This is a genomic window from Xanthomonas sp. BRIP62409 (assembly GCF_003992965.1).
Lineage (GTDB): Bacteria > Pseudomonadota > Gammaproteobacteria > Xanthomonadales > Xanthomonadaceae > Xanthomonas > Xanthomonas euroxanthea.
In genome coordinates, this window is the sequence record NZ_QEZJ01000032.1 from 1 (window position 1) to 26,542 (window position 26,542).

23 protein-coding genes and 1 other RNA gene are annotated in these 26,542 nt (G+C 66.1%); 10 read left to right on the top strand and 14 right to left on the bottom strand.

Annotated elements, in window-relative coordinates; translation table 11 throughout:
• Nucleotides 1–4: 4 nt before the first annotated feature.
• A complete protein-coding gene (locus tag EO170_RS19240; protein ID WP_126947473.1) occupies nucleotides 5–622 on the bottom strand; it encodes an HAD-IA family hydrolase in 618 nt (205 codons plus the stop codon).
• A 297-nt stretch (nucleotides 623–919) separates the two neighbouring features.
• Between EO170_RS19240 and EO170_RS19245 the strand changes: the two genes are divergently transcribed.
• The 6 genes from EO170_RS19245 (at nucleotide 920) to azu (ending at nucleotide 7,629) form a co-directional block, all read left to right on the top strand.
• On the top strand, nucleotides 920–3,202 hold the full coding sequence (locus EO170_RS19245) for a TonB-dependent receptor (protein WP_206514039.1): 2,283 nt from the start codon (nucleotides 920–922) through the stop codon (nucleotides 3,200–3,202).
• A gap of 87 nt (nucleotides 3,203–3,289) precedes the next feature.
• Complete coding sequence (locus EO170_RS19250; protein WP_164741112.1) at nucleotides 3,290–4,897, top strand: flavin monoamine oxidase family protein; 1,608 nt, start codon at nucleotides 3,290–3,292, stop codon at nucleotides 4,895–4,897.
• Nucleotides 4,894–5,319 (top strand): cytochrome c, encoded by a 426-nt coding sequence (locus EO170_RS19255; RefSeq protein ID WP_104584058.1) that lies wholly within the window; start codon nucleotides 4,894–4,896, stop codon nucleotides 5,317–5,319. The genes EO170_RS19250 and EO170_RS19255 overlap by 4 nt, the downstream gene beginning before the upstream one ends.
• A 32-nt stretch (nucleotides 5,320–5,351) precedes the next feature.
• On the top strand, nucleotides 5,352–5,855 hold the full coding sequence (locus EO170_RS19260) for a RidA family protein (protein WP_119131001.1): 504 nt from the start codon (nucleotides 5,352–5,354) through the stop codon (nucleotides 5,853–5,855).
• 30 nt (nucleotides 5,856–5,885) lie between these two features.
• Nucleotides 5,886–7,088, top strand: a complete 1,203-nt coding sequence (locus EO170_RS19265) for a pyridoxal phosphate-dependent aminotransferase (RefSeq protein WP_126947479.1) — start codon at nucleotides 5,886–5,888, stop codon at nucleotides 7,086–7,088.
• A 91-nt stretch (nucleotides 7,089–7,179) separates the two neighbouring features.
• On the top strand, nucleotides 7,180–7,629 hold the full coding sequence (gene azu / locus EO170_RS19270; RefSeq protein WP_126947482.1) for an azurin: 450 nt from the start codon (nucleotides 7,180–7,182) through the stop codon (nucleotides 7,627–7,629).
• Between the two features lie 319 nt (nucleotides 7,630–7,948).
• Here the strand turns inward: azu and EO170_RS19275 are convergent, their stop codons facing one another.
• Both EO170_RS19275 and hemL read right to left on the bottom strand, forming a co-directional pair.
• Entirely contained in the window at nucleotides 7,949–10,717 is a 2,769-nt protein-coding gene (locus tag EO170_RS19275) for a LuxR C-terminal-related transcriptional regulator (protein ID WP_126947485.1), read from the bottom strand.
• Nucleotides 10,718–11,205: 488 nt separating this feature from the next.
• The gene (gene hemL, locus EO170_RS19280; RefSeq protein WP_104584063.1) at nucleotides 11,206–12,495 is read right to left on the bottom strand and encodes a glutamate-1-semialdehyde 2,1-aminomutase; all 1,290 of its coding nucleotides are present in this window, start codon (nucleotides 12,493–12,495) and stop codon (nucleotides 11,206–11,208) included.
• 307 nt (nucleotides 12,496–12,802) lie between these two features.
• Here hemL and EO170_RS21555 point away from each other — a divergent pair, with 307 nt between their 5' ends.
• A complete protein-coding gene (locus EO170_RS21555) occupies nucleotides 12,803–15,982 on the top strand; it encodes a TonB-dependent receptor (RefSeq protein ID WP_164741104.1) in 3,180 nt (1,059 codons plus the stop codon).
• A gap of 1,067 nt (nucleotides 15,983–17,049) precedes the next feature.
• Here the strand turns inward: EO170_RS21555 and thiE are convergent.
• Nucleotides 17,050–17,673, bottom strand: coding sequence for a thiamine phosphate synthase (gene thiE / locus EO170_RS19310; protein WP_126947491.1), 624 nt, complete (start codon nucleotides 17,671–17,673; stop codon nucleotides 17,050–17,052).
• A gap of 23 nt (nucleotides 17,674–17,696) precedes the next feature.
• On the opposite strand from thiE, the gene EO170_RS19315 reads away from it, so the two are divergent.
• Nucleotides 17,697–17,936 carry a rubredoxin gene (locus tag EO170_RS19315; protein ID WP_164741105.1) on the top strand — a complete coding sequence of 80 codons (240 nt, stop codon included), beginning with the start codon at nucleotides 17,697–17,699 and terminating at the stop codon, nucleotides 17,934–17,936.
• 98 nt (nucleotides 17,937–18,034) lie between these two features.
• Here EO170_RS19315 and EO170_RS19320 read toward each other — a convergent pair whose 3' ends face one another.
• From EO170_RS19320 to EO170_RS19355, 8 genes are all read right to left on the bottom strand, one after another.
• Nucleotides 18,035–18,916 carry a SirB1 family protein gene (locus tag EO170_RS19320; RefSeq protein ID WP_104584728.1) on the bottom strand — a complete coding sequence of 294 codons (882 nt, stop codon included), beginning with the start codon at nucleotides 18,914–18,916 and terminating at the stop codon, nucleotides 18,035–18,037.
• Between the two features lie 40 nt (nucleotides 18,917–18,956).
• Entirely contained in the window at nucleotides 18,957–19,406 is a 450-nt protein-coding gene (locus tag EO170_RS19325) for a DUF192 domain-containing protein (protein ID WP_026064588.1), read from the bottom strand.
• A 163-nt stretch (nucleotides 19,407–19,569) separates the two neighbouring features.
• On the bottom strand, nucleotides 19,570–20,217 hold the full coding sequence (rpiA, locus tag EO170_RS19330; RefSeq protein ID WP_104648848.1) for a ribose-5-phosphate isomerase RpiA: 648 nt from the start codon (nucleotides 20,215–20,217) through the stop codon (nucleotides 19,570–19,572).
• A gap of 96 nt (nucleotides 20,218–20,313) precedes the next feature.
• Nucleotides 20,314–20,784 carry an EVE domain-containing protein gene (locus tag EO170_RS19335; protein WP_164741106.1) on the bottom strand — a complete coding sequence of 157 codons (471 nt, stop codon included), beginning with the start codon at nucleotides 20,782–20,784 and terminating at the stop codon, nucleotides 20,314–20,316.
• Entirely contained in the window at nucleotides 20,781–21,371 is a 591-nt protein-coding gene (locus tag EO170_RS19340; RefSeq protein ID WP_104648849.1) for a 5-formyltetrahydrofolate cyclo-ligase, read from the bottom strand. The genes EO170_RS19335 and EO170_RS19340 overlap by 4 nt, the downstream gene beginning before the upstream one ends.
• A 270-nt stretch (nucleotides 21,372–21,641) precedes the next feature.
• Nucleotides 21,642–21,826, bottom strand: a non-coding RNA gene (gene ssrS, locus EO170_RS19345) — 6S RNA.
• Between the two features lie 96 nt (nucleotides 21,827–21,922).
• Nucleotides 21,923–22,222 carry a cell division protein ZapA gene (locus EO170_RS19350; protein ID WP_115677338.1) on the bottom strand — a complete coding sequence of 100 codons (300 nt, stop codon included), beginning with the start codon at nucleotides 22,220–22,222 and terminating at the stop codon, nucleotides 21,923–21,925.
• Entirely contained in the window at nucleotides 22,219–22,440 is a 222-nt protein-coding gene (locus EO170_RS19355) for a TIGR02449 family protein (RefSeq protein WP_024938110.1), read from the bottom strand. Before EO170_RS19355 ends, EO170_RS19350 begins: the two co-directional genes overlap by 4 nt.
• 236 nt (nucleotides 22,441–22,676) lie before the next feature.
• Here EO170_RS19355 and EO170_RS19360 point away from each other — a divergent pair, with 236 nt between their 5' ends.
• Both EO170_RS19360 and EO170_RS19365 read left to right on the top strand, forming a co-directional pair.
• Nucleotides 22,677–23,219 (top strand): YecA family protein, encoded by a 543-nt coding sequence (locus tag EO170_RS19360; RefSeq protein ID WP_024938111.1) that lies wholly within the window; start codon nucleotides 22,677–22,679, stop codon nucleotides 23,217–23,219.
• Nucleotides 23,220–23,232: 13 nt separating this feature from the next.
• Nucleotides 23,233–24,603, top strand: a complete 1,371-nt coding sequence (locus tag EO170_RS19365) for an aminopeptidase P N-terminal domain-containing protein (RefSeq protein WP_126947494.1) — start codon at nucleotides 23,233–23,235, stop codon at nucleotides 24,601–24,603.
• Between the two features lie 156 nt (nucleotides 24,604–24,759).
• Here EO170_RS19365 and EO170_RS19370 read toward each other — a convergent pair whose 3' ends face one another.
• Together EO170_RS19370 and pepQ are read right to left on the bottom strand one after the other, a co-directional pair.
• Complete coding sequence (locus EO170_RS19370; RefSeq protein WP_126947497.1) at nucleotides 24,760–25,158, bottom strand: XVIPCD domain-containing protein; 399 nt, start codon at nucleotides 25,156–25,158, stop codon at nucleotides 24,760–24,762.
• 28 nt (nucleotides 25,159–25,186) lie between these two features.
• Nucleotides 25,187–26,512, bottom strand: coding sequence for a Xaa-Pro dipeptidase (pepQ, locus tag EO170_RS19375; RefSeq protein WP_126947500.1), 1,326 nt, complete (start codon nucleotides 26,510–26,512; stop codon nucleotides 25,187–25,189).
• Between the last annotated feature and the right edge of the window lie 30 nt (nucleotides 26,513–26,542).

Genomic DNA, 26,542 nt, shown 5'->3' on the forward strand with positions numbered 1-26,542 from the left:
CCCTTCACCCCAGCCCATACCGCTTCAACACCCGCCGCAAGCCGCGCGCATCGCGCACCGTGTCCGCATGCAGGCCGGCGGCACGCGCGCCGCGCACGTTGACGAACAGGTCGTCGATAAACAACGTGCGTGACGCGGCCGCATCGAGCCGGGCGAGCGCGCGCTGATACACCGGCAGCTCCGGCTTGCGGCCGCCGAGGGCGCCGCTGCACAGCACGCGGTCCTGCAATAGCGGAAACAGCGCTGGCACGATCCGCTCGATCGCTTCCGCCATCAACGGCCCGTTGTTGGTGAGCACCGCCACCGCGGTCGTTGCCGACACCGCCAGTACCTGCGCCACTACCGCCGGCTCGGCGCGGCATGCCGCCACGCGCGCATCGATCCAGGTGGCGCGATCGATCACGCAGCCAAGCCCCTCGCCGAGCTGCGCCAGATAGGCCGACGTGTCGATCACGCCGGCATCGTAGGCGCGCTCCAGGCCCTGCTCGAACAAGACCTGTTGCACACGTTGCGGCGTGCATCCCGCCGCACTGGCAAGCGCAGCCAGACGACGCGGCCGCGAATAGCTGGCCAGCACGCCGTCGAAATCGAGCAGTAACAGGGACGGTGCGGCAGGCGGCATGGGTGGACTCGGGATGCGGCTGCGCAGCGTTGTCGATTCGGCGCGGCATGGCAAGTGCGCAAGACCTGGTATGTCCGGATGCCGGCAGGTGGGTGGGGACAGTCCCTATTCAGATCGTTGAATCCGGCAGCTACCTACCCACCCGCGCCGCCCCTACCCTCCGCGCGGCGCGTGCAGCGGAACTGTGCTGGGTATGGTCGATGCATGCCGCATCCGCGGTGTCAGCCGGTCTTGGGGAGCGGGCCCGGTCACTCAGCACGTCACACCATCCAGGGGGTCGATTGCATGCGCAAGCGCTTGAACACCGATCAACTGGCGGCGTCGGTTGCCGCCATTCTCACCACCGCCACGCGTGGTCGCACGCTGGCTTCGATGACCTTGGTGCTGGCTGGCGCCCACAGCCTGCCGGTCCTGGCACAGGAAGCACGCACGCTGGACGCGGTCAGCGTAGTCGGCACCGGCTCCACGCGCACCACCGCCTCCATCTCCGTCGACGACATCCAGGCACAGGTGCCCGGCGTGGCACCGCAGCAGCTGCTGGCGAGCCTGCCGGGCGTGAATGTCCAGACCACCGATCCGTTCGGGCTGTACGAGTTCGGCGACTCGATGACCATCCGCGGCTTTTCCGCCAACCAGATTGGCGTGACCCTGGACGGCATCCCGATCGAAACCTTCGACACCCGCGAAGGCGGCCCGATCACCCGTTACGTGTCCAGCGAGAACCTGCTCGACGTCACCGTGTCGGCCGGCTCCGGCGATGTCACCCAGCCGTCGTACCACGCATTGGGCGGCGCGATCCGTTACACCAGCCTGCCACCGAAGGGCGGCGACAGCTGGAGCGGCAACCTCACCCAGACCATCGGCTCGGACGATCTGGTGCGCAGCTTCGTGCGCCTGGATACGCCGGATTGGTGGGACGGCGGCCCCAGCGCGTATCTGTCTGCCTCGCGCACGCAGGGCGGGGTGTGGGACATGGAGCCGGCCACGCAGAAGAGCGATCACTTCGAAGCCAAGATCCGCCAGGCCTGGGACGTGGGCAGCCTGACCCTGGGCTGGATCTACAACAACCGCAAGGACTACGACGTGCAGTCGTACAACTCCGACGGGTCGGTGTCGTGGGATCTGCATGAACGCATCACCGGCAATCCGGAAGTGGATGCCGAGCATTACAGCGAATGGCAGAACGGCCGCCGCGATTCGCTGCTCAGCCTGCACGGCGATTTCCTGCTCAACGATGCGATCGGTGTCACCTTCACCGGCTACTACGAAAACAAGCATGGTTATGGCGTCGGCGGCACGCCACCGAGCACGGCCACCGGCCTGTACAACGACGCCATCGCCGGCACGCCGGGTCGCACCGATATCGCCATCAACGACCCGCAGATCGTCGATGCCAACGGCAATGTCATCCGCGTCGGTGCGATGACCCGGCGCGAGGAAATCATGGGCGGCGATCGCTACGGCGTAACCAGTGCAGTGTCATGGGAGACCGAGCACAACAAGCTCGAAGTCGGCGCGTGGTACGAAAACTACGACTTCGATCAGGTGCGCCCGCTGTACAACCTGGACCCGGCCACCGGCGCGCTGCTGAAGGGCTCGCTGCCGATCGTGGTTTATTACGACAATCACTTCTCCACCGAGGTGAAGCAGCTTTACATCAAGGACACGCTGCGCCTGCTCGATGACCGGCTCACCATGGAATTCGGCGCCAAGGGGCTGGATGTCAAACGCGATTACAACGGCATCGCCAATCTCGATGACTTCAATGTCGGCGTGCGCCGCGACGTCACCATCAAGAACAGCGACTGGTTCCAGCCCCAGGTCGGCGCCAGCTTCCAGCTTGCCGAGGGCGTGCAGGTGTTCGCCAACTACGCTGAAAACTTCAGCTCGGCGCCACGGCTGGCGCTGACCTCGGGGGCGTTCAATCCGGATATCGCGCCGGAGGAATCCACCAATATCGATATCGGCATCCGCGCCGAATCCAGCCAGTGGAGCGGCTACATCGCCGCCTACAAGATCGATTACGAGAACCGCATCATCGCGCTGACCGATCCGGACCCGCTGGTGGTTGCGCCCACCGTCTACGCCAACGTCGGCGACGTGCAGACCTACGGGGCGGAAGTGTCCGGCATGTGGAAGCCGGCACCGGGCTGGCGATTGGGGGCATCGCTGACCTGGAACAAGTCCGAGTTCCAGGACAACTATTTCGGCCCGGTCAGCGGCAGCCTGGTGCAGGTGGAAGGCAACGACGTGCCGGACTCGCCCAAGGTGATGTTCAGCCTCAACGGCGGTTGGGAAGGCGAGCATTTCTTCGCCAACCTCGACACCAAATACACCGGCAAGCGCTACGGCGACACGCTCAATACCGACCAGGTCGATGCCACCTTCATCGTCAACGGCAGCGTCGGCTATCAGGGCGAGGATGCCGGGTTTCTGGCCGGTGGGCGGCTGCAGTTGTCGGTCTACAACCTGTTCGACAAGGACGATGCGATCGGCGCGGTGTTCCCGAACGAGAGTTCCGGTTCGTACCAGTTGATCGCACCGCGCCAGCTGTTCGCCAGCCTGGCCTACAAATTCTGAGGCAGTGATGCGGCCGGCAGCGTTGCCGGCCGCGCCATCGGTGGTGTCCGTCGGACTCGATCCATGACATGCAAGGACTATGCGTTGATGCAAGGCAATCACTCTGGGGCGATGACACGGCGGCAACTGCTGGCGCGCATCGGCATGACCGCTGGCGGTGCGATGATGTATCAGGCGATGAGCAGCCTGGGCATGGCGGCCGAATCCGATTTCAAGGGACCGTTGCAGCTGGATGGCGACCCGAAAGGCGCCTCGGTGCTGATCCTGGGGGCGGGGCTGGCCGGCATGGCGGCGGCCTTCGAACTGCGCAAGGCGGGGTACCGCGTGCAGTTGCTGGAATACAACGACCGCCCCGGCGGGCGTAACTGGACGCTGCGCGGCGGCGACCGCTACACCGAACTCGGCGGGGCGATGCAACATTGCCAGTTCGACGACGGGCTGTACCTCAACCCCGGGCCGTGGCGCATCCCGCATCACCACAAGGCGGTGCTGGGTTACTGCAAACAATTCGGTGTGGCCCTGGAGGCGTTCAACCAGGTCAACTACAACGCGCTGTTGCACAGCCAGCATGCCTTCGGCGGCAAACCGCAGCGCTTTCGCGCCATCGATGCCGATTACAAGGGGCACGTGTCCGAGTTGCTGGCCAAGTGCACCCAGCAGCAGGCGCTGGACACCACCGTGAGCCGCGAAGACCAGGAAGTGCTGCTGGAATCCCTGCGCACCTGGGGCGCGCTCGACCAGAAGTTCGGCTACGTCAAGGGCAAGGACAGCAGCGAGCGGCGCGGTTTTGCGCGTTATCCCGGCGGCGGCCTGTCGGGCAAGCCCGAGTTCTCCGATCCCTTCAGCGTGCAGGACGTGTTGCACTCGCGTCTGTGGACCACGCTGGCGGCCGGCAACAACTACGAAATGCAGACCACCATGTTCCAGCCGGTGGGCGGCATGGACCAGATCGGCAAGGCATTCGCGTCCCGGCTCGGCGATGCCATCACCTACAACGCCAAGGTCACCAGGATCGATCAGGATGGCAACGGTGTGCGCGTGTCCTGGCAGGACGCCGCGCACGGCGGCGAAGAACGCATCGCGAGCGCCGATTGGTGCATCTGCACGATTCCGTTGTCGGTGCTCAGCCGCATTCCGGTCACCGCCAGTGACGCGATGACCACCGCGATCGGCCAGGTGCCGTATGCGGCATCGGTGAAAGTGGGCCTGCAATTCAAGCGCCGCTTCTGGGAAGAGGACGAAGCCATCTACGGCGGCATCAGCTACACCGATCTGCCGATCACCTTGATCAGCTATCCCAGCACCAACTATCACAGCCCCGGCAAGGGCGTGCTGCTCGGTGCGTATGTGTGGGGACTGGATGCTTACCAGTTCACCTCGATGTCCCCGGAGCAGCGCGTGCGCAAGACGGTCGAATACGGCACGCAGCTGCATCCGCAGTATCCGCGCGAGTTCGAGAACGGCATTTCGGTCGGCTGGCACCGCGTGCCGTTCACGCACGGCTGCTTCGGCATGTGGAGCGAGCAGGCGCGTGCCGAACACTACACGCCGCTGTGCCAGATCGACGGGCGCCTGGCGCTGGCCGGTGAACACGTCTCCTATATCCCGGCCTGGCAGGAAGGCGCGATTTTGTCCGCGCACGACGTCGTGGGCCGTCTGCATCGCAAAGTGCTGGCCGGAGGAGGTCGCGCATGAGCCTGTTATCACGGTTGGCCGCGGCCAGCTTTGTCGTTGCGATGGCTGCGTTGCTGGTGCCGCCAGGCACATACGACGCGCGGGCGCAGAGCTCCGATGCCACCCAGCTGTTTCCGCAGCAGGGCTTTGCCAAGGCATCCGGCCAGGACGTCTACCAGGCGATCTGCCAGGGCTGCCACATGCCGGGCGGGCGCGGTGCGCAGGGCGCGGGCGAATATCCCGCGCTTGCCGGCAACCCGAAGCTGGCCGCCGGCCCCTACGTCACCATGATGGTGCTCGACGGCCATGCGGGCATGCCCGGCTTCGGCGCCATGCTCAACGACCGCCAGGTGGCCGAGGTGGTGAGTTATGTGCGCACGCACTTCGGCAACGATCACGCCGAGCGCGTCACCGTCGACGACGTCAAATTGCTGCGCCACTGATTCTCCCTTTCTTTCTCATGCAAGGAGTTGCCATGTTCCGTCCAGTGACCACCGTTCTCACTGCTGCCCTGCTGTGGTCTGCAGGCCTCGCCGCTGCGCATGCGGCCGACGTGGTCCGCCACAAGATACCCAACAGCGATTTCCCCATTGCTGCCGCCGTGGAGATTCCCGCCGGCAAGGCCACCGTCTACGTCAGTGGCAAGGTGCCGGCGGTGGTGGATGCCAGTGCGCCCAAGGACTCGATCGCCGCCTATGGCGACACCAAGGCGCAGACGGTGAGCGTGTTGAACCAGATCAAGCAGCAACTCGCGGCGCTCGGCCTGGGCATGGGCGATGTGGTGAAGATGCAGGTGTTTCTGGTCGGTGATCCGGCCATGGGCGGCAAGATGGATTTCAACGGTTTCATGGACGGTTACCGCCAGTTCTTCGGCACCAAGGAGCAGCCCAATCTGCCGGCGCGCTCGGCCTTCCAGATCGCCGCGCTCGGCAATCCGTTGTATCGGGTGGAAATCGAAGTGGTCGCCGTTCGTCCTTGAATCCGTGCTGTCGTCCTGCTGGAGGTTGTCATGAAAACTGCTCTTTCGCGTCGCATGTTTCTCCGCGACTCCGCGCTGTTTGCCGGCGCCGCCGGTGCGAGTGCGCTGCCGCTGCTGGCCGGTGCCGCCGAACGCTCCGCCGCGATCGCGCCGACAGCGGCCGGTGCGTTGTCGCCGGTGATGATCGGCTCCAACGAGTTTCCCGATGGCCCGTCGGCTGCTGCGGTCAAGGCCATCGCGCAGATCGCGCCGCAAGGTGGACGCTACCTGCGCGATGTGCAGATGGAATTGATGGATACCCTGGCCGCCGAGCTCAAGCTGCCGGTCAACCACCTGATGGCCTATGCCGGCTCCACCGAGCCGCTGGACTACACGATGCTGGCGTTCACCTCGCCCAGCGCCGCGCTCGTCACTGCCGATCCCACCTACGAATCCGGTTGGCGCGCCGCCAGCCGCAATGGCGCAAAACTGATCAAGGTGCCGTTGCGCAAGGACTTCTCGCACGATGTGCAGGCGATGTGCGCCGCCGACGCCAGCCCCGGCGTGATCTACATCTGCAATCCCAACAACCCCACCGGCTCGGTCACCGCGCGCAAGGACCTGGACTATGCACTGGCGCACAAGCCCAAGGGCAGCGTGCTGGTGGTCGACGAGGCCTATATCCACTTTGCGCAGAGCACCAGCAGCGTGGTCGACATGGTTGCCGCGGGCGAAGACGTGGTGGTGCTGCGCACCTTCTCCAAACTCTACGGCATGGCCGGCATCCGCCTGGGCTACGCGGCCGCACGCCCGGACCTGCTGGCCAAGCTGATGTTCTACAGCGTCAACAGCCTGCCGGTGACCGCGGCTGCCGCAGGCCTGGCCAGCCTGCGCGATCCCGCACTGGTGCCGCAGCGGCGCGCACGCACCGCGGCCACACGCAAGGACGTGATGGCGTTTCTCGCCAAGCAGGGCTATGCCTGCACCACCTCCGAGAGCAACTGCTTCATGGTCGACGTGAAGCGGCCGGCCGCCGGCTTCAAGGACGACATGGCCACCCATGGCGTGTTCATCGGACGCAGCTGGCCGGTGTGGCCGACCTGGTCGCGGATCACCGTCGGCACCGATGCGGAGATGGCGCGCTTCAAGCAGGCCTTCGTGCAGGTGATTGCCGGCAAGCGCGGCCCGCTGCCGCTGCCGGAGGCCACGGCCGATGTGCATGATCCGATGGATGCTTTTTTCCGCTACGCATGAGGCGTTACTCTGGCAACATCGGCGCATGCAGATGCGCTGGTGTGACCAGGCGCGCTGCGCGTCGCGCATCCCTTATTGCAGGAGTGTTCCTTTGAAAGTGTTTTCGACAGTTGCCGTGATTGGATTGGTGCTGCTGGCGCCGTCGGCATGGGCGCGCACCTGCGCGGTGACCATCACCGGCAACGACCAGATGAAGTTCGACCAGAGCGCGATCAAGCTGGCACCCGACTGCACGCAGGTGAACCTGACGCTCAAGCACTCCGGCAAGATGGCCGCCACGGTGATGGGCCACAACTGGGTGCTGACCAAGTCCGCCGACTTCCAGGCAGTGGCCAATGCCGGCGTACGCTCCACCATCGCCGACAGTTATCTGCCCAAGTCCGACGCGCGCGTGATCGCACACACCAAGGTCATCGGCGGCGGCGAGAGCACCACGGTGAGCTTTGCCACCAGCAAGTTGAGCAAGGGCGGCGACTACACCTTCTTCTGCTCGTTCCCCGGCCACTGGGCGATGATGAAGGGCACGCTGAGTTTCGGGTGAGGTATCAGCTGCCGCAGGCGCGTGGCCGCGGCAGGAGCGATAGGCGAGGGAGCTGGCACGCGGTCACGCCGCGTGCTCCAAGCAATTGTGAGCGGAGCGGACGGCAGCGCCAGCGACCGTCGTAGACGGTGCGCGGAGAACTGCGCGTAAAGGAAGGCGCGCTGTTGTGGCAGGCTCCATGTGTTGTCGTGACCGGACCGCTTCTGGATGCCGAGATAGACCAGCTTGCCGCCGCGTGCAGGTGTCATCACCGCCTCCGGCCGCCCGGAGTGGCGTCTTGCCGCGCGTCAGCGCCGTCGCTGGCGCCCGCCACTGGAGGTCAGCCCGGCACCGTTTCCGAATTGCCTGGTGGATCGGCTGCGCGCAACAACCCGCGTTGCAAGGCCTGCGCCAACGCGCTTTCGCGGCTGCGTGCATCCAGCTTGCGATAGAGATTCTTCAAATGGAACTTGACGGTGTTTTCCGACAGATGCAAACAACGTGCGATCTGCTTGTTGGAATACCCGCGTGCCAGTTGCGCGAGCACTTCCAGCTCGCGCTCGCTGAAGATGTCGCCGGCCGGGTCCTCGTCGCCGCTGAGGCGTTCGAGCAGGGCCTGGATGGTGAGTGCGCGGGTGGTGCCGCCGACGGTATGCGGGTCGTGCTGGCGCAGCGAGCGCAGCATCGCCTTGGCCGGCAGTCCGAGTTCGACGATCGCCTGCCAGCTTTGCGTCAGTGCCACATGGTCGAGCGCGCTATACAGGTGCGGTAGCGCGGCGACCAGTTCGCCGCGTTGCTGCAGCACCAGGGCGATGCGCGCGCGGGTGCGCGCGAGGTGGCACAGGTTGTCGTTGGCCAGGCAGGCCTGTTCGATCTGGCCCAGGATGGTCAGCGCGGCGCTGCTGCGTCCGGCCAGCCGATGCCAGCGTGCCAGCGCAAAGCCCATCGCCGCGCGATCGCGCCAGCGGTGGGGCGAGCGCAGCGTATGCGCCAATCCGGATTCGCCGCCGGTGCGTGCGATCAGCACATCGATGGCGGCATTGCCCGGATGCTCCAGCAACAGCATCAAACGCCATGCTGCAGCCAGTTCCGACAGGCGCGTCAGCTTGCGCCCGTGCGCGATCTGCTCGACGTGTTCGAGCAGCGCCAAGGCACTACGCCCGCTGTGGTCGCGCACACGCTCCAATCCCAGCGCGGTGTCGTAGGCGGCGGCCAGCACGTCCATGCCGCCGTCGTGCTGTTCCAGCAATTCCAGTGCCGGATGCAGCAGGTCGGCCGCATCGTCGTGGTGGCCGCGTTCGTAATGCAGTTGTGCGAGCAGGCACTGGCCGGCGGCCTCCAGCACGCGATCCAGCTGCGGGGAGCGGGCGCACCAGTGCAGGGCCTGCCGGTAACAGGCTTCGGCGTCACCGAGCTGTCCGCGATAGAAAAAACTCTGGCCCAGCGCCAGCAGCGCCTGGCCCGCGCCTGGTTCGCTGCCGCCGCGCTGCATCGCATCGCGTGCGTTCAGTGCGTAGCGTTCGGCAGTTGCAAAGGCACCCTGCGCAATGGCGGTGGTAGCACAGATGCACAGCAGCATGCCGCGGCCCAGGTGGTCGTCCTCGTCCAGCGCGGAGGCTTGCGCGGCGATCTGGGTCAGACCATGCGGATTGCCGCAGATCTCGTCGAGGCGATCACGCAACAGCGCCACCACCACCGTGTAGTCGCGTTGCAAGGGCTCGCGCAGCGCAGCCGGAAAGTCGCGGAAGCGTTCCAGCAGCAGGCGTGCATGGCTGAACTCGCCGAGCTTCGCGTGCAGGTGTGCCTGGGTGAGATTCAGCGCCGGGGTGTCGCGGATGGTGCGGTGTTCGAAATGCCGCAGCAGTGCGCGTACCGCGTGCGTGCCGTGGGTCAGCACTAGTTGCCAGGTACCGGCGCGCGCGATGTAGCTGGCGGCCAGGTCGCCGCAATCGGCACGCGATGCGTGCCGCACCGCGTCGGCCAGGTACCGATGATCGCCAAACCAGCGTGCGGCCCGTTGATGCAGTTGCGCCGCCTGTCCGGGGTGTTCGCGATCGAGCAGTTGCTGCAGGAAGTCGGCAAACAAGGGGTGATAGCGGAACCACTCGCGCTCGCCATCCATGGGTACCAGCAGGCCGTGGAAATGTTCCAGCCGCGCCAGCAACCGGCCGCTGTCGTCGCACTGACGCACCGCATCGGCCAGCGCTGCGTTGACGCGCTCCAGGGGGCTGGTCCGCAACAGCAGGTCGCGCGTGTCGGCATCCAGGTCGTTGACCACCTGTTCGGCCAGATACGCGGCAATCTGCGCGCTGCGGCCGGAGAAGCGCGCGGCCACCTCCTGTTGACGCTGCGCGCCGCCTTCCAGCCACAAGCGCGCCAGATGCAGCGCCACCGGCCAGCCTTCGGTGTAGCGCAGCAATTCGTCCACGACCGGCGCCGGCACCTGGGGACCCAGCAACGCCTGCGCTTCGGGCTCATCCAGTGCCAGCTGCGCGCTGCCGAGACGGCTGAGCTGCGCCTGCAGGTCCAGTCGCGCCAGCGGCAGTGCCGGTACGCGCCGGGTCGCCAGCAACAGGTGCAGGCGTCCGCCGCCGTGTTCGACCAGGCGCAGCACCAGCTCGTCGACGATGCCGCTGCCGAGCCGGTCGTAATCGTCGAGGATCATGCTGATGCGCCGGGTCGCAGTGCGTAGCGCGCGGAGCAGCACCGTCACCGCCTCGCGCGGATCCTGGTCGCGGTTGTGCAGCACCGCCGCACACAGTGCCGGATCGGCGCCTGCGTGCTGGAGCGCCAACGCCAGGTGGCCAAGGAAGCGCGTGGCATCGGTGTCCTCTTCGTCCAGCGACAGCCAGGCCACGGCGTGGTCGCTCGCGCGCAGCTGCGCATGCCACTGCGCCAGCAGTGTGGTCTTGCCGAATCCGGGCGGCGCCAGCAGCAGGGTGAGCGGCCGGGCTTGCGCCTGATCCAGCGCCGCCAGCAAGGTGCTGCGCACCACCGCACCGGGACGCGGCAGCGGCGGCTCCAGCTTGCTGGCGAGCAGCCAATCGGGAACAGCGGAATCGCGCGGCGGTGAGGGGCGCGGCGTGAGCAACGCAACAGGCTTGAGCATGAGGCGAGGGCGGCCCTGGCAAGCGTCGGCAGCGCGCCGGCTCGACACGCTGCAGATCGTGATGAAACAGCGGCGATGCACAGGCGTCACCGTGACCGGCGACAACGTCCATCGGCTGCTTCGAGGGTCCCCACCCATGCCCGTCCATGGACACCTTTCAGAAAGGTATGACAGCCACAAGACAAAAGCAAAGCCTGTCGCTACGCCGCCGCCTGAATGGAGCCTGCGGTGGCGCAGGGTGTGCGCCATTGCTAGGAACGGCCGGGCCCGTCTGGACGCCATCGAGCCGGTTGCAGCGCCGGCGCCGCGCCTGTTCAGCGTCGGCGCGGGCCTAAGAGGCGTCTCAGGCCCGCACCGATGCCGGGCGTCCTGCGCGGCCAGCGTCACCAGCGGCCACCGCGACGCAGGCGATGACACCTCGCCTTCAACGCACCACAAAGGTCAGCGTTGCCGGGCCCATCGCCGGCAACGCCACGCCTGGATGCGCCTCAGTGCGCCACTTCCGCAAACGCCTCGCGCGCGGCGGCCAGCGTGGCATCGATCACCGCCGCATCGTGCGCGCTGGACATGAAGCCGGCCTCGTACGCCGACGGCGCCAGATACACGCCCCGCTGCAGCATCGCGTGGAAGAAACGGTTGAAGGTGGTGATGTCGCAGGCGGTGGCTTGCGCGTAGCTCTCCACGATGTCGTCGGTGAAGAACAAGCCGAACATGCCGCCGACCTGGTTGGTGGTGACGGCAACGCCGGCGGCGCGCGCGGCATCTTCCAGTCCCTCGCACAACACGCTGGTGGCCTCGCTCAGGCGGGCGTGGAAGCCCGGCTCCTGCACCAGCTCCAGCATTGCCAGGCCGGCCGCCATCGCCACCGGGTTACCCGACAAGGTGCCGGCCTGGTAGATCGGGCCGGCCGGCGCGATCTGCTCCATCAAGTCGCGCCGGCCACCGTAGGCGCCCACCGGCATGCCGCCGCCGATGATCTTGCCGAAGGTGCTCAGGTCCGGGGTCACTCCGTAGTGCGCCTGCGCACCGCCCAGCGCGACGCGGAAACCGGTCATCACCTCGTCGAAGATCAGCAGCGCGCCGTGCCGCGTGCACAGCGTGCGCAGGTGCTGCAGGTAACCGGCCTGCGGCGGAATGCAGTTGGCGTTGCCGACCACCGGCTCGATGATCACCGCGGCCACGTCGGCGCCGATCTCGTCGAACATGGCGGTGGCGCCTTCGAAGTCGTTGAAGGAGAGGGTGGCGGTCAGCTCGCTCAGGCCGGGCGGCACGCCCGGCGAGGTCGGTACGCCCAGGGTCAGCATGCCGCTGCCGGCCTTGACCAGGAACGAGTCGCCATGGCCGTGATAACAGCCCTCGAACTTGATGATGCGGCTGCGCCCGGTGGCGCCGCGCGCCAGGCGCACCGCCGACAGCGTGGCTTCGGTGCCGGAATTGACCATGCGCACCATCTCGCAGGACGGCACCAGCCGATGGATCGTCTCGGCCATGGTGACCTCGGCCGCACACGGCGCGCCGAACGACAGGCCATCGCGGATCGCGCGCTCCACCGCTTCGCGTACCGCGGGGTGATTGTGGCCGGCAATCATCGGCCCCCACGAGCCCACGTAGTCGATGTAGCGGTTGTCGTCCACGTCATACAGATACGGGCCATCGGCGCGTGCCACGAAGAACGGCTCGCCGCCGACCGACTTGAATGCACGCACCGGTGAGTTGACGCCGCCGGGCAGCAGCGTCTGCGCCTGGGCGAACAGGGCGTGGGAGCGGGTGTGGTTCATGCGCGCAGATCCTTGAGTGGTACCGATTGGGGGCGGCGCTGCCCGACTGCGGGCGGCGCATCCGCCATTGTCAGGCTTGCGGCCCCCGTCCGCCTACCCACCAGATGCCTGCCTACCCGTCGGAGCGCACGGGTAGGGCGATCCGGCTGCCTATGATCGAACGCAAGGGTATCGACGGTTTGGCATGAGCAAATGACCGGTGGTCATTGGTCTGCTGCGGCAGATGTTCAGAGAGTGTGATTCCGGTAGCCATTGGCGCCGTTCATTTTTGTCGCGTTGCCGACAGTTCCAGACTTGGGGAGAAAACATGAACCGTAGTATCCAGAAGCGTGCCTTGGCGTTGGCGCTGGTCGTGGCCATGGGGAGCGTCCACGCGCAGTCCACCAGCGGCAGCATCGTCGGCAGCGTGGGACAGAGCAGCGGCACCAGCGTGCTGGTGGAAAACAACAGCGGTTTCAGCCGCGAAGTGCCGGTGGATGCACGCGGCCGGTACACCGCCGGCAATCTGCCGCTGGGCACCTACAAGGTCACGGTCAAGCGCGATGGCGCGGTGGTGGAAACCCGCGAAAACGTCGCGATCACCGTCGGCGCCAACACCGACGTCTCGTTCGCTGCCGCTTCGGGGAGCGGCATGCAGACCCTGGACAGCGTCACCGTCACCGCCGCGGGCCTGACCACCATCGACGTCAGCAGCGTGGACACCCGCACCGTGGTCACCGCCGAGCAGCTGCAGCAGCTGCCGCTGGGCCGCACCGCCGAGGCGATCGCTTTGCTCGCACCGGGCGTGGTGGTCAACAGCGGCGGCTTCGATAATGGCCCGCTCGGTGGCTCGCTGCCCAGCTTCGGCGGCTCGGCCGCCAGCGAAAACGCCTATTACCTCAATGGTTTCAACACCACCACCATCAGCAACAACCTGGGTGGTCTGACCCTGCCGTACGGCGCCATCGACCAGCAGGAAATCTTCACCGGCGGCTATGGCGCGCAGTACGGCCGCGCCAATGGCGGCGTGATCAACCAGATCGGCAAGCGCGGCACCAACGAGTGGAAGTTCGGCGCCGCCGTCATCTGGGAACCCAATGGCCTGCGTGCCAACCAGCGCGATATCTACTGGCGCCCGGACAGCCAGGGCAGCACGATCAACAACGCCGCCTATCGCTATGCGCGCGCGGCCAATGGCCTGTACCAGCCGGCCAGCGAGGCCGAAGCCAACCAGACCACCTACAGCGCCTATGTCGGCGGACCGATCATCCAGGACAAGCTGTTCTTCTTCCTGGCTGCCGAGCAGGTGGATTCGGACGGCGTACGCGTCGGCACCAATCGTGACACCGACAACGGACGCACCGGCGGCCTCACCGATTACGACTACAAGCAGAAACGCTGGTACGCCAAGGTGGACTGGAACATCACCGACAACCACCTGATCGAGGTGACCGGCGCCAGCGACGAGGCGGAGACCAACGGGTCGATCTACCGCTACGACTACCTGGCGCGTGAGCGTGGCAGCTATATCACCAACGATGCGACCTGGAAGACCGGCCCGACGCTGTTCACCGGCAAGTACACCGGCTACCTCAGCGACAACCTCACCGTGACCGCACTGTACGGCAAGATGAAAACGCCTGATGAGCTGACTCAGTACAACTACAACGCTGAGGATGGCCCGTTCATCGACAGCACCGCATTGCAAAATCCCGCTTACACGGGCGGTACGCCGATAGAAGGACGGCAGCCGGTAAATACCGCGATCACTTCGCCTGACCGTGCCTACAAGAAGGACAATCAGCGTCTGAACCTTGAGTGGCGGATTGGCCACCACACGCTCAACTTCGGTATCGACAACCAGAAATCCGAAGGCATCGACGTTGGCTCGCAATTACGCGGTCCCGGGTATTCGTGGACATATGGTCAGACGAACGATCCCTATGGCCTAGAGAATGGTGGATTGATTAGCCAGTCGGCCAACGAAGCCGGCGGCATCGGCGCGCCGAGCCCGGGCCTGGTCGATCCGGTCAATGGGTCCAGCGGCTACTACGTGGTGCGCAACATCAACACCAGCCTGTACTCCTACGAGGCCAAGCAGCGCGCCTACTACATCGAAGACAAGTGGCAGGTCACCGACAACCTGTTGTTGAGCATCGGCCTGCGCAAGGACGAGTTCACCAACTACACCCCGTTTGGCGACCCGTACATCGAAGTGGATAACGCCTGGGCGCCGCGCCTGGGCTTCAGCTGGGACGTCAACGGCGATTCCAGCCTGAAGGTGTTCGGCAACGTCGGCCGTTATTACCTTGGCCTGCCGCTGTCGGCAGTGAGCCTGTTCACCCCGGCCACCACCACCGATACCTACTTCACCTATAGCGGCATCAATGCCGATGGCACGCCGGTCCTGGCGCAGCAGCTGGGGTCGGCGGTGTCGGCCAACTCGCGCTTCGGCCGCATCGCCGATGTGCGCACTGCAGTGGTCAAGGACATCGAGGGCGAGAACCAGGACGAAGTCATCCTCGGTTTCACCAAGCAGCTGGAGACCGGCTGGGTGCTGGGCGTGCGCGGCACGCATCGCCGCCTCAATGCGGGTATCGACGATCAGAACTACGACGTCTCCAATACCGCATTGATCGCCGCCGCCGCAGCGCAGGGCGTGACCATCGATTTCTCGCAGGTTGCCGGCGCATCGCTGATCAACCCCGGCCAGACCAATACCTGGGGCGTGATCGGTACCGATGGCCAGTTCCATGAGGTATCGGTGAGCCGCGAAGCGGCGGGTTTCCCGAAGTTCAAGCGCAACTACTCGGCAGTCGAGTTCAATTTGGAACGTCCGTTTGACGGCAAGTGGTACGCCAAGGTCAACTACGTCTGGTCGCATAGCTACGGCACCACCGAAGGCCAGGTGCGTTCTGATCTGTGGCGCACCGGCGGCGCCTTGGGCAGCTATCAGGGCCAGGCCTCGGTCTCCACCACGCAGAGCTGGGACCACGCGGCGCTGATGGAACACTTCAACGGCGATCAATCCAACGATCACCGCCATCAGCTCAAGTTGTTCGGCTTCTACCAGTTCACTCCGCAATGGGGGGCGTCGGCCAACTTCAGCCTGATCTCGGGCGCACCACATAATTGCCTGGGCAACTACTACGGCGACAACTACACCGGCACCGATCCGGCCGGCTACGGTGGCAGCGCGATCACCGGCGGTCCTTACCACTACTGCTACAACCCGGAAACCGGCACCGGCGTGGCATCGCCTCCCGGCTCGCAGGGACGGCTGGGCTGGATCGCGCAGCTCGACATGGGCGTGACCTACAAGCCGGCATTCGCCGCCGGCAAGCTGGCACTGCGTTTCGACGTGTTCAACATCACCAACGAGCAGACCGCAACCAACATCTATCCGTTCTCGCAGTTGCCCGACAACACCACCAACCCGCTCTGGGACCAGGTCGTGGCCTATCAGGCGCCGCGCTCGGGCCGGGTGACATTGAGCTACGACTTCTGATCGAGGCAGGTAATAAGGTTAGCGCCGGCAGCGACGCGTGATGGCACGCGTCGCTGCCTTGTTTTTGGCGTTTGGGTGCTGGCGCTCAAGCCGCTTCAGTCATCTGACGTACGACGCGCGGCAGGTGTAGAGCGGTTGATCTGCGGCTTGGCTGCAGGGCCCTTGCCCGCCCACCGTCGCGGGACACGCCGCAAGTACGTCCCTGTAAGCTCTTACGCGGCATCCATGCCGCGTAAGGTCCCGCGACGGTGGGCGGGCAAGGGCCTGTCGAGATGGTCGGTGTGCGTGGTCAAGAGCGGAGCATGACGTGCGCTGGTCGTATCACGTTGCCTCAGGAAATCCCGCATCGCAGTTCCAGCGGCACGCAGGCTTTCCACAAGCGCACTCCGAGTTTCTCACTCAACGCAGGTCTCGCAACACCCAGGGTTTGCCTGATCACCGACCAATTGCCTGGTGCGGTGTCCTCACCGATTGCGGGACTCCTGGCGGCCTGGATGCCGCCACGCAGCCTCCAGGGACGGATGCACGGCGCGTCCCGCGAGCGGTGAGGGCACCGCGAACACGACGCTGCGAGTTGGCTGCACGGCCCTTGCCCGCCCACCATCGCGGGAAGCGCCGCAAGTACGTCCATGTAGGCTCCGGCGCGGCATCCATGCCGCTCAGGGTCCCGCGACGGTGAGCGGGCAAGGACCAATCGAGATGGTCGGTGTGCACGGTAAGAGCGGTGCTGGATGCGCCTCGTTGGATCGTGGAGCAACGGCTTCACGTCTTAATGCATACCGCACGAGAGAAAGCTTTTTACAAGAGCGCCGACCGACTGTCTGGTGCGGTGTCCTCACCGATTGCGGGACTCGTGGCGGCATGGATGCCGCCACGGAGCCTCCAGGGGCGGATGCACGGCGTGTCCCGCGAGCGGTGAGGGCGCCGCGCACTCGACGCACTCGGCTTGTGACTGCATCTGATAAACGACGCTTCGACTCGAATCCCGGTTTCTTGTGTCTTCGCGTGCGCGTGTCGCCGGTAACTTCTGTTATCTGTTATCTGTTGTCTGTTACCTGCCAGCCACGCTACCGTGCAAACCCGGCCCGATAGGCCTGCACTGCCGCGAGCGGATCCGGCGCGGCATAGACGCCGCTGACCACCGCAATCAACTCGGCGCCCGCAGCCACCAACGCGGGCACCTGCGCAGCCGCGATGCCGCCAATCGCCACCCGTGGTACTCCCAGCGCTCCAGCTTGCTGTAGCAACGCAGGCGTTGCGCGACGTGTGGTCACCTTGGTGGTGGTGGGGAAGAACGCACCGAAGGCCACGTAGCTGGCACCGGCCGCGACCGCTGCGTACGCACGTGCGATCTCGTCGTAGCACGACACTCCGATGATGGCCTGCTCGCCCAACAGCGCACGCGCCGCCGCCACCTCGCCATCGTCTTCGCCCAGGTGCACGCCCTGCGCGCCCACCTGCAATGCCAGCTGCGCATCGTCGTTGATGATCAACGGCACGGCGTGCGCGGCGCAGGCCTCGTGCAGCGCACTGGCCTGCTCCAGGCGCAGCGCCGCGCTGGCCTGCTTGTTGCGGTACTGCAGCCAGGCGACAGCGGGCAGCAGCGGCAAGGTGCGCGCGATCAGGCGCGCGGTGTCGGGCTCGTCGGGTGTGATGAGGTAGACGCCGCGGGCGTTGTGCAGGTCGGGCATGGCAGCGCTTCCGGAAGCGGTGGGTGGGATGGGACAATGCAGTCCCACCGTTGCATGACCGCGATTATCCGATGAGCGAGACATCCACGACCACCTACCGCACCTGGATGTGCGTCGTCTGCGGGTTTCTCTACCACGAGGCCGACGGCATCCCCGAAGAAGGCATCGCCCCGGGCACCGCCTGGCAGGACGTTCCCGACACCTGGACCTGCCCCGATTGCGGCGTGACCAAGGACGATTTCGAGATGGTCGAGATCGACTGAGGCGCTGCCCGTTCGGCTGGATTGGTGCGTTTTGCGCGCCACAACATCGCCTGCTTCCATTCGGGCGGGCGCTGATGACGACGCGGCAAGCTGTGGTTTCAGTGCGCGCGCGCGCGCTGACTGCTCAGTTCGACCAGGTGCTCATGCAGATTGGTCGCATCCTGCGCGCCGGGATTGAGCTGCAGGTAGCGCGACAGATCGTGGCGTGCGCCGTTGCGGTGGCCCAGATGCAGATAGGCCATGCCGCGATCGCGTAACGCCTCGGGCTGGTCCGGCACCAGCTTTAGGATGCGGTCGGCGCTGCGCGCGGCGCGGTCCCAGTGCTCGGCATCGGCGTAGACGCCGTGCAGATTGCGCAGGATGCGGATCAGGATCGCACGGTGCGGCGCGGGGTCGAGGATCTGCGCCAGGGCGCGGTCATCGGGAATCTCGCCCCCCAGATGTGGGCGCGCACGCTCGCGCAGCTCGTCCACGCCCAGCGGGCGGCCGCCGTTGAACGGGTCCATGACCAGCACGCCGTCGTCCACCGGCAAACGCACCAGGAAATGCCCGGGAAACGACACGCCCGCCAGCGGAATGCCCAACCGGCGCGCGACTTCGATCTGCACCATCGCCAGCGAGATCGGGTTGCCCAGGCGGCGCTCGAAGACCTGGTTGAGGTAGCTGTTGCGCGGGTCGTAGTACTCGTCGTGATTGCCCGAATAGCCCAGCTCGTCGAACAGATAACGATTGACCGCGGCCATCTTCAGCGGCCACAGGTCGATCGCCTCCACCTCGCGGCGCAGATGCTCGACATGGCTTTGCACCAGCGTGTCGTACAGCTCGGCGTCCAGCTGCGGATACTCGTCGCGCGCGATCAGCAGCGCGGTGGACATCAACGGCACGGCGTCGTCGTCCAGGCTGGCGAGTGCGGTCCAATGGGGAAGTGGGAGCATGTCGACCATGCTGCCAAGAGTGTCGGCAACTGGCGCGTGGTTCAAGTCCGGTACTTCCTGACAGCAAGGGCCTGCGGTGTGAGATTTACTTGAGCTTTGGGATGTCCGGGCTCAGGGTCAATGTGGCGCCGTCCTGCAGGTTGATCCTGGCGGCCTGGCCGGCGTTGAGTTCCAGCACGTAACGGGCCGGGCGCTTGCTGGGGTAGGGCGGGCAGGCGTCGCCGGCCGAGCAGGGCGGCACGTCGCGCTGCTGCGAGACCAGCCGGCGCTCATCGTCGAAATACAGGATGTCCAGCGCGATCTTGGTGTTCTTCATCCAGTACGCCAGCGGTTCTTGGCGGTCGTGGACGAACAGCATGCCGTGATCGTCCGCCATCGCATCGCGAAACATCAGGCCCTTGGCGCGATCGGCATCGTTCTGCGCCAGCTCCACCTGGTAGCGGGTACCGGCCAATTCCACCCAGCTGCCGCCGCTGCTGGCGCAGCCGCCGAGCAGGATCAAGGACGCAAGGGCGAGGAGGCGAAGACGGCGCATACGGCATACCAGCGGGCGGGGATGCCGCACCATCTGCCAAGCGGCCGCGTGCGTCAAGCGGCTGTGGCGCGTTGAGCGGATCATTGCGTGCGATCAGGGCCCGCTCGCCATTACTTCGCAATGCGGGCTGGAAATGCGTGTGCGCGTGGCCGTGTGCGATCGCTCAGATCACCCGTGGCGGCTCGCCGCCGACGATCACCACATCGGCCGGGCGACGCGCGAACAGGCCCACGCAGACCACGCCGGGGATCTGGTTCACGCTGCGCTCCAGCGCCACCGGGTCGGTGATCTGCAGGTTGTGCACGTCCAGCACCACGTTGCCGTTATCGGTGACCACGCCATCGCGCCATACCGGCTGGCCGCCGGTGAGCGCCAGGATCTGCCGGGCCACCAGGCTGCGCGCCATCGGAATCACTTCCACCGGCAGCGGGAACTTGCCCAGCACCGGCACCTGCTTGCTCGGGTCGACGATGCAGATAAAGCGTTCGCTGGCCTCGGCGATGATCTTCTCGCGCGTCAACGCCGCGCCGCCGCCCTTGATCAGGCAGCGGTTGGGGTCGCACTCGTCGGCGCCATCCACATACAGCGACAGATTGCCGGTGTGGTTGAGGTCCAGCACCTCGATGCCATGGCGCCGGAGTTGCGCGCTGCTCTGCTCGGAGCTGGACACCGCGCCCTTGATGCGATGGCTGATGCGGCCCAGGGCATCGATGAAGTAGGCCACCGTCGAGCCGGTACCGACGCCGACGATCATGCCGTCTTCCACGTAATCGATCGCTTTTTCGGCGGCCAGGCGTTTTGCTTCGGACATGGGTAAGAGCTCGGGATTAGTGATTGGGGATTCGGGATTCGTCAAAGCGGTGCAACGCGGGCGGGCAGTGGGCCAATCCCCAATCCCCAATCCCGGCTATTCCATCGCCAGCAGCAATTTCCACTGCGCGGCGGTCACCGGCAGGATCGACAGGCGGTTGCCGCGGGCGATCAGCGGGAAGCCTTCACCCAGCGCATCGGCCTGCCGCTTGATCTCGTCCAGTGCGATCGTGCGCTTGAGTTTGCGTTCGAAGGCCACGTCCACCAGCATCCAGCGCGGATCTTCGCGGGTGGCCTTGGGGTCGTGGTAGTCGGACTTGGGATCGAACTGGGTCTCGTCCGGATACGCGTCGCTGGCGACCTTGGCGATGCCCACGATGCCCGGCACCTTGCAGTTGGAGTGGTAGAAGAACACTCCGTCGCCGACATGCATGCCGTCGCGCATGAAGTTGCGTGCCTGGTAATTGCGCACGCCGTTCCACGGCTCGGTGCCGACACGCTCCAGATCATCGATGGAAAACGTGTCCGGCTCGGACTTCATCAACCAGTAGCGCTTGCGGGCAGTCATACGGAAACGGCGTCGTCCTTCAGGAAGGTGGCGTGTTCGGTGCAGATCGCATCCACTGCCACGTCCCAGGATTCGGTGGGCAAGGTGGGCAACTGCTGCGCGGCGAAGCCGGCGCCGACCAGCCAGGGCGGCGGCGTCTGGCGATGCCGGAACGCGAAGCTGCGATCATACCAGCCGCCCCCCATGCCCAGCCGCCTGCACTGCGCATCGAAACCGGTCAACGGCGTGACCACCAGCGCCATTTCCTCGGCTGCCAGCAGGTCGGCGCGTTCCACGTCCGGTTCGGGGATGCCGTAGCGATTGCTGACCAGGCCCTGGCCCGGCCGCCACGGCGCAAAGCGCAACACGCGCCCGTCCAGCACCGGCAGGCAGTAACGCACGCCGGCCGGCAGACTCAGTTGCCAACGGTGCAGCGCGATTTCGCCATCCATCGCCCAGTACCCGGCCACCGCACCGGTCTGCGGCGCAAACGGCAGCGCCAGCAGGCGCTCGGCCAGCGCATCGGCGGCTGCCAGTCGCTGCGTCGCCGGCAGGCTGCGGCGCAGCGCGCGCAACTGCTGGCGCAAGGCGTCTCGGTCGTCGGTCATGGTGTCTCGCAGCGATAGGCGGGCCGGTATTGTCGATGGCGTGGATGCGCCTGCCTAGTGCGTGTGTATCGGCGGATTTCCAGCTCCTGCACGGCTCTGGCCTGTCGCTGGGCGCATGCGCGTGAAGCGGTGGCCGGGTTGCGCGTCGCGCATGCGCGCATCATGTCCGGGCGCAGTGATCGCAGCAGTGGCGCGGCCACGCTGCGTGCACATGCCGGATGTTTCAGGCACACAAAAAGAAACGGCACCCGAAGGCGCCGTTTCAGATTTGCATTCTCCGCCGTGAACGATGCGGGCGAAACGACCTTGAACCCGGGGTTCAAGTGGGGACGTTGTGAGGCCATCGGGCTTCCCGCTACAAGGCGGACTTGCACTCCCGGCTTCGTCGCGCCCCCGTGGTCGTAATTAAGGGACAAGGCGAATGTTTTGCACGCTGTCGTTTACAGCAGAGAACGCAGGTGAAGTATAGACCTCTGCTGCGCGATGGCTAGCCCATTCGTCGGCTGGCGCAATTGAAAGTTCATATTTGCGACGACAGTGCGAACCGCACCTCAACGCGGTGTGTCGGAGACGCTGTCCAGGCGGCGATTCAAGCTGTCCAGCGTATTGGCCAATTCACGGTCGTAGAGCGCTTGCTGATCGCGCAGCTGTTGCAATTCGTGCGCCAGATTGAGTGCGGCCAATACCGCCACACGATCTACCGCCGCCATGCGATTGCTGCCGCGAATCTCGCGCATGCGCAGATCCAGCAGGCGCGCGGCGGCGGTGAGGCTCTCGCGTTCCTCGGCAGTGACGCCAACCGTGTATTCACGATCCAGGATGCGCACGCTGACCGGCTCGTTGGTGCTCACGTGTGCTGCTCCAGGGATTTCAGGCGGACGATCATCGCTTCCACGCGCGAGCGCGCCTGCTCGTTCTTGGTCAGCAGCTGCGCGCGCTCGCCGATCAGCTGTTCCTGCTGATGGCGCAGGCTGCGGTTCTCGTCGGTCAACCGCTGGCTACGCTCGACCAGGGCCTCCACACGGGCGGCAAGTGCGCGGATCTGGGCGAGGGCAGCGGCGTTGTCCATCTGCTCACGATAGGGGCGCGCGCGCGCGCCGGTCAAGCGCCCGGTTGCCGCCCGCTCACCTGCCGTCGGGCAATCCCGACAAGGCCTGCCACGGGCCTCGCCCCAGCCGGCGTCATGTGCGTGGAACGCTGCATGGAACGTACCGCTGGCGGCCGATGCAGGGCGCCTTGATACACTGGGGAGTCACATCGCCGGCGCCCGTGCCGGTACCTTCCGTTCTCAGCCTGGATGACCCGATGGATCTGCCCGATGTAACCGCCGTGCAAAACGAAAGTCGCCAGCTGGAGCTGGCTTCCTCCGCAGCGGAGTTGCATGGTGGATTGTGCGGGTGGCTTTCCGGCGGGGGTGCCGACAGCGGCGACTGGCTGGCGCGCATCCTGGCCGACACCGCGCAGGTGGCGCCCAGGCAGGGCGGGGCGCTGGACCAGATGCGTCAGGCCACGGTGGCGCAGCTGGAAGACCGCGATTTCGCCTTCGAGCTGCTGTTGATCGACGACGGTGCACCGCTGGCGGCGCGCACCGATGCCTTGTTCGACTGGTGTCGCGCCTTTCTGGGCGGCTTCGGCCTGGCGGCGCAGCAGCGCCCGGCACTGACCGAAGAGGGCGAGGAGGCGCTGCAGGACCTGGCGCGGCTGGCGCAGGCGTCCAGCGACGATTTCGATGCGGCCGATGAGGACGACACCGCCCTGGCCGAGATCGAAGAGTTCGTGCGCGTGGCGGTGCTGTTGCTGCATGGCGACTGCGTGATGGGGCCGCGCTTCCGCCAACGGTTGAACTAACCGCGTCTGCGCCATGAAGAAGCTCACCGGGATCGGCGCGGCCGAGTACGCGCGTCGGCGCAAGCAACTGATGCAGATGGCCGGCGATCAGGCCATCCTGATCCTGCCGGCCGCACCCGAGCGGGTGCGCAGCCACGACACCCACTACCCGTACCGGCAGGATTCGGATTTCTGGTACCTGAGCGGCTTTCCCGAGCCGGAAGCAGTGCTGGTGCTGGTGCCGGGCCGCAAGCATGGCGAGGCGATCCTGTTCTGCCGCGAGCGTGATGCCGAGCGCGAAGCCTGGGATGGCCCGCGCGAGGGCCAGGAAGGCGCGGTGGAGCGCTACGGCATGGACGATGCGTATCCCATCGACGATGTCGACGAGATCCTGCCGGGCCTGCTGGAGGGGCGCAGCCGCGTCTATTACCACTTCGGGCGCGACGTGGATTTCGATCTCAAGCTGATCGGCTGGCTCAAGCGCGTGCGCGAGCAGGTGCGCCACGGCGCGCAGCCGCCGCACGAATTCCTCGAGCTCGGGCATCTGCTGCACGAGCAGCGGCTGTTCAAGTCGCGCGACGAGATCGCGTTGATGCAGCACGCCGCCGACATCAGCGTGCGCGCCCATCGCGCCGCCATGCGGATGGCGCGGCCGGGCATGCATGAGTACGAACTGCAGGCCGAGGTGGAGCGCGCGTTTCGCGCCGCCGATGCGTGGCCGGCGTACGGCAGCATCGTCGGCACCGGCAGCAATGCCTGCGTGCTGCACTACCGCGCCAACAATGCGCGCAGCCGCGATGGCGAGCTGGTGCTGATCGATGCCGGTGCCGAATACCGCGGCTACGCGGCCGATATCACCCGCACCTTCCCGGTCAACGGCCGTTTCACCCCCGCGCAACGCGCGCTGCATGATCTGGTCGGCGCGGCGCAGGCTGCCGCACTTGCACAGGCGCGCCCCGGCGTGGCCTACGAAGCCGGGCATCTGGCTGCGGTGCAGACCCTGACCGAAGGGCTGCTGCAGCTGGGCCTGCTCAAGGGCAAGCTGGAGCGCAACATCGCCGATGGCCATTACAAACGCTTCTATCGCCACAAGACCGGCCACTGGCTGGGGCTGGATGTGCACGATGTGGGTGACTACCGGCTGGCCGGCGACTCGCGTCTGCTCGAGCCCGGCATGGTGTTCACCATCGAGCCGGGGCTCTACATCTCCGCCGACGACACCACGGTGGAGGCCAGGTGGCGCGGCATCGGCATCCGCACCGAAGACAATGTGCTGATCACCGCCGAGGGCCATCGGGTGCTGACCGATGCCTTGGCACGCAGCGTCGAGGAGATCGAAGCGGAGATGGCGGATCGCGACGCGTTGGGCGCAGGGCGCGGCAACGCCGATGGTGAGCGGACCTGACGCGGATCGTTGCATTGCGCTGCAATGCAACGCGCGCGCTGCAGGTGGTGTTCCGATTGCCCGGCGCGTGCGATTGCGCCGGCGTTGTTACTCAAGCCACGCTCTGCCCGGCGCCGCACAGGCGTGCTGCGCCGGGCCGTCTGTTACGAGGCCGTGCTATTGACTGAGCTGCGGCGTCTGGGTGCGCTCGGGCTGCTGGACCTGCTCGCTCGATGCGGAAAGCTGCTGCGCGCGCGCGAACGACTGTTCTTCCGGCGTGCGCAATGCCTGCTCGGTCTTCATGTGCGCGCGCAGATGCGCCGGGTTGGCCGGATCGCCCTGCACCACGAACACGTTTTCGCCGTCGTGCACGCCGCGATGGTTGGCCTCGCTCATCAGCACGTGGTCCACGCGCGACAGGCCGCCTTCCTTGGCCAGTGGCAGCAGCGCTGCGCTGAGCCGATCACTGGTTTGGTCGGGTGCGCGTCCATGTGCCGCATCGATTGCATGCACGCCGCGCTGGATCTGCTGGTACATCGGATGGTCGGGATGCGAGGGTTGACGTGGATCGTGCATGGCAATGCTCCGTGCTGTGCAAAATGACTCAGGGGGCGGCAAACACCGGGCGGGTCAGGTTTTCAGGGGCGCCATCGGTGCATACCACCTCGTCTTCGATGCGGATGCCGCCGTAGGGTGTGAACTGCGCAACGCGTGCCCAGTCGACGCTGGCGGCGTGGCCGTTCTTCTTCACTTCGTCCAGCAGCATGTCGATGAAGTACACGCCCGGTTCGATGGTGACCACCATGCCCGGTTCCAGCACGCGGGTCAGGCGCAGATACGGGTGGCCGTCCGGGCGTTCGATGCGCCCGCCGCGGTCACTGGCCGCAAAACCGGCCACGTCATGCACCTGCAGGCCGATCAGATGGCCCAGGCCGTGCGGGAAGAACGCGGCGCTGACGCCGGTGGCGAGCGCAGCTTCCGGCGACACGGTGAGGATGCCGAAGTCCTTGAGGATGCCCATCAAAGCCAGGTGCGCATCCACATGCAGTTGCTTGTAATCCACCCCGGCGCGCACGTTCTGGCCCATACGGATCTGCGCGGCATCGACCGCATCGATCAGCGCCTGGAATTCGCTGCCGGGGTCGGCGGCATAGGTGCGGGTGATGTCGCTGGCATAGCCGTAGGCCGACGCGCCGGCATCGATCAGGAAGCTGCGCAGCGGCTGCGGCGGCTGCTGGCCGAGCTCGGTGTAGTGCAGCACTGCACCGTGTTCGTTGAGCGCGATGATGTTGCCGTACGGCAGCTCGGTGGCGTCCTGGCCGACGGCGGCGCAATAGGCCATGTGGATGCCGAATTCGCTTTGGCCGGCGCGGAAGGCCGCTTCGGCCGCGCGATGGCCGCGTACCGCCAGTTGCTGGGCGATGCGCAGCAAGGCCAGTTCGTAGGGCGTCTTGAAGGCGCGCTGATACTCCAGGTAATCGAGCACCGGCTGCGGATTGTTCGGCACATAGGCACCGAGCGCGCTCTGCGCCTCGCCCAGGATGGCGCAACGTTCGATCTGCCTGGGCAGCAGCGCCACTGCCTGGTCCGGGGTGCGGATGATGTCGATGTCGCAGTGTTCGACCCACCAGCCACTGGGGGCGTCGGGCACCACATGCCAATAGTCCAATGGCTGGCAGAAGATCAGCGTCGGGCGCTTGCCCGGGGTGTAGACCAGCCAGCTGTCGGGCACCCGCGTCAGCGGCACCCAGGCCTTGAACTGCGGATTGACCGCGTACGGGTAATCGCGGTCGTCGAACACCTGGTAATGCAGGCTGCCGCTGGGCACGACCAGGTGGTCGAAGCCGCCGCGTTGCAGCGCCTCGTCGGCGCGCGCGGTCAGCGTGCGCAGGTGGTCGGAATACAGGTGGCTCAAGGACGGCTGGGGCATGCGGGACTCGATCGGCAATGCAAAGACAGG